This is a genomic window from Streptococcus sp. 27098_8_86, assembly GCF_041432595.1.
GTDB classification, from domain to species: Bacteria; Bacillota; Bacilli; order Lactobacillales; family Streptococcaceae; genus Streptococcus; species Streptococcus pneumoniae_F.
On record NZ_JAPVZW010000021.1, the window covers coordinates 1 to 3,577 of the forward strand.

A 3,577-nucleotide genomic window follows, 5' to 3' on the forward strand; every position below is an offset into this window, starting at 1 on the left:
ACAAACATCAGCCATCCAAAAAAACCTTGAGCGTTACCACTCAAGGTTTTTAGCAGTCTTTTCCATCATGGAAAATCGTTCTAAGAATATTCTTTCATTCGAGATCTATCACTTATCATCTTCTTTCGAGAAATTAGTGACTGCTTGTTGCTGATTAATCTTCTTTTCTTCGACCTACATATAGGCTCAATAGAATACCGCTACCTAAAAGAACAGAGATATAATCAGATTGGCTTCCAGTTTCTGGTAATTTGTCCCCATGTTTTTCTTTACCTGTAGTTGGTACTACTGGGTTAGAAGTTAATGGTGTTACCGGTTGAACTGGTACATTTGGATTTGGTTGTGTTGGAACTTCAGGAATGTTTGAAGTTGGTTTGTCATTGACTTCTGGCATACCAGGTACTCCGCCATTAAATTCTGGAATTTCATGAACTGGAGGTGTTGGCATTCCTGGAACTTCTGGATTAGGAAGTTCATTGACTTCTGGCATACCTGGTACTCCACCATTGAATTCTGGCAATTCATTAACCTCTGGCATTCCTGGAACACCACCGTTGAATTCTGGCAATTCATGAACTGGTGGTTCTGGCATTGCAAACGTTGGTCCTTCTGGCACATTACGTGTTGGAGGAACTGGTTTGTCATTTGATGGTGTTACTGGTTTGCCTTGGCAACCACATTTACCATCTTTTCCGTCCTTACCATCTTTGCCGTCGCGACCATCACGTCCATCTTTAACAACTGTTTTTGTCACAGTTCCATCAGAATTGATGATTGTGATTGTATGACTACCATCACCATTATCTTCAACAGAAACTTTTGGTGATTTACCATCTTTACCGTCTTTAATCACCATTTCTGTCTTACTTCCATCTGGATTAGTGATTGTAACAACGTGAGTTCCGTCGTTATTATTTTTAACAGTTACAGTTGGTGAAACGCCATCTTTACCGTCTTTACCATCTTTGATAATAGATTTGTATTGACGACCATCAGAATCTATGATTGTTAATGTGTGAGTTCCGTCTCCGTTATCAACGATGTTCGCTTTTGGTGATTTACCATCAAAGATTGTAGTTGTAGTTTCTTTACCATCAGCTCCTGTCACTTTAATAGTGTGTGAACCGTTGTTGTTATCAATCACTTCAAGTTTTGGTTCTTTACCATCACGAACTGTAGTTGTTGTAGTTGTACCGTCTGAGTTCACAACTGTGATAGTGTGAGTTCCATCTCCGTTATCCACAACCTTAGCAGTTGGTGATTTACCGTCACGAACTGTGGTTTCAGAAACAGTACCATTACCGTTTTCTACACGAATTGTGTAAGTACCATCATGGTTATCTCTAACTGTTGCTACTGGTGATTTACCATCTTTAATGATTGTTTCAGTAGTTGTTCCATCACCATTTAGAACTGAGATCTTATGTGTTCCATTCTGTTCGTCAGTTATTGTAACTTTTGGTGATTTACCATCACGAACTGTGGTTTCAGTTGTCACACCTTCTGGATTTGTAATAACGATTGTATGACTTCCGTCTCCATTATCACGAACAGATGCGGTTGGAGTACGTCCGTCAACACCGTCACGACCATTCTTAACAACAAACTCATTCTTCGTTCCGTCTGGGTTAGTGATTGTTACTCTGTGGCTTCCATCTGGATTTTCTGTTGTAGTTGCTGTTGCAGCTTTACCGTCTTTACCATCTTTGATGATAGCGTTGGTAACATTACCGTCTCCATCCGTAACTTTAACAGTATGAGTTCCATCTCCGTTATCCGTTACTTCAACTTTTGGAGTCTTACCGTCTTTACCGTTTTTAACAACTGTTTCTTTAGTTGTTCCATCTGGATTTGTTACAGTAATTGTGTGGCTTCCATCTGGATTTTCTGTTGTAGTGATATTGGCAGTTTTACCGTCTTTACCATCTTTAACTTTAGTTGTTGATTCAGAACCATCAGGGTTTCTAACAGTAATAGAGTGTGTTCCATCTCCATTGTCCGTTACATTTACAACTGGTGATTTACCGTCTGCTCCATTAGCTCCGTTTTCACCTTTTTCACCTTTTTCGCCTTTGTCGCCTTTTTCACCGGCTACTCCTTGAGGTCCACGGATATTACCAATCTTGTTCCAAGAACCATTTTCTTTCTTGTAAACATCACCTGTATTGGCGTCGATATAAGTATCACCGTCTTTACCATCATTAGCAGTTGGGGCAGTAACTCCACTTAGTAATTCAGCACCGTTACGTCCATTTGTACCAGAAGCTCCATCTGTACCATTACGTCCATTTGTACCATTCAAGATATCACTTGTACCAATTAATTCATCCACACCTGGATCGTATTTACCGTTACCATTATTATCATAGTATGCTGTAATACGAGTACCATTTACTGGTTGTGAATCTGTTGCATCTGTAGTTGTTGGTTGTACTGTTTCTGATGACTCAGTTGCACTTCTATCTTCATCTGGTAATGCTCTTCTATTTCTTGCACTTCTTGATGTTCCAGAAGGTTGTGAATTAGAAGTTGATCCAACACCTCTTCTAACTGCTTCCACCAATGCATTTAAGTCAATAGTTGGTGTACGTCCATCTTTACCATTCTTACCATCTTTCACTGTAAAGGTTACTGGATCTTTACCTGGTGTTGTGATAGTTACAACAGTACTTTGGCCATCTTGTCCACGTTGAGTAGTGATTGTAGGAGTTTGTCCATCCTGACCGGTTGCACCAGTTTCTCCCTTAGCACCATCTTTAACAAAGACTGTAGTTGGTTGTGAACCATCATGGTTATCCACCGTGATTTCTACACCTTTATGACCTTCTTCATCCTTACGAACAGCTGTTACTGTTGGAGAGACACCGTCCACTCCATCTTTAATAACTGCAAGAGGTTTTTCAGGGTTCAATGGTTGACCTGGATGTGCTGGATCTTCTTGGTAAACTTTAGTTTCTTTACCATCTTTGACAGTAAGCAATGATTTACCATCACGTCCGTCCGCACCTTTAGCACCATCTTTAATCATTTCAGAACCTAGAAGTTCATCAGTTCCTGGAGTGTACTTACCATCATTGTTTTCATCAGTATAGAATGTCACAATTGTATGAGATGGATTTCCGTTTTGTCCTTCAACACGAAGCAAATCAACTTTTGGAGTTTTACCGTTCAAACCATTTTCACCGTTCTTAACATTTACTGTAACTGGATCTTTACCTGGAACAGTGAATGTAATGTCGGTACTATGACCATCTTTACCTGGAGTTACAGTTACTTCTGGAGTCTTACCATCTTCTCCACGTTCACCTTTGTCACCCTTAGGTCCCTTGATGTTGCCTTCTTTTTCCCATGTGCCGTTATTCTTAACGAAGACGTCACCTGTTTCTGTGTTAACGTATTTATCGCCGTCTTTACCTTCTGTAGTTGGGTTGACTTTGCCGTTCAATACGTCTTTTCCGTCGCGTCCATCACGGCCGTCACGTCCTGCAGGTCCTTGTGCTCCATCACGTCCGTCGCGTCCCGCTGGTCCTGATACACCTTCACGTCCGTCGCGTCCTTGAAGACCTTGAGCACCCTG

The 3,577-nt window shown here is 40.9% G+C and carries 1 protein-coding gene; it reads right to left on the minus strand.

Annotated features, from left to right (window positions below; all coding sequences use genetic code 11):
- Positions 1-154 precede the first annotated feature (154 nt).
- Positions 155-3,577, minus strand: a 3,423-nt coding sequence (locus O3616_RS09920; protein ID WP_371638782.1) for an SIALI-17 repeat-containing surface protein, incomplete at its 5' end; no start/stop codon positions are given.